This window comes from Streptomyces sp. XM83C, assembly GCF_023072675.1.
GTDB lineage: Bacteria > Actinomycetota > Actinomycetes > Streptomycetales > Streptomycetaceae > Streptomyces > Streptomyces thermocoprophilus.
The window spans coordinates 1-286 of the sequence record NZ_JALLGL010000689.1 but is presented as its reverse complement, the minus strand read 5'-3'; the positions used below and the strand labels follow the sequence as shown (position 1 = coordinate 286).

Here is a 286-nt window from a genome sequence, read left to right as displayed (position 1 = left end):
AGCGTCTCATCAGGTGTGTCCTGCGTTCCACCGCCCTGCGGCCGCACCTTCGACGGCGGGATCAGCGGTTTCGCGATCTCCCACAACCCGTCCGGAACAATCCAACTCCACGTACCCCGCCCCATGACGGGTTCAACGACGCCTCACCACATAGGACACGGTCTAAGACGTCGTTTCTGATGGCGTGATCGCTCGTTGAGCCGTGCATGACGGATCTGGTGGAGCGGTTGGTGCCGGACGAGTTGTGGGTGCTGTTCCGGCGGGTGGTCCCTCCGACGGAGGTCAT

At 62.9% G+C, this 286-nt stretch carries 1 pseudogene; it reads right to left on the bottom strand.

The features are described 5' to 3' along the window. Nucleotides 1–125 (bottom strand): annotated as a pseudogene (locus tag MTQ10_RS31085) (IS5/IS1182 family transposase); the annotation flags it as partial. Nucleotides 126–286: the final 161 nt, after the last annotated feature.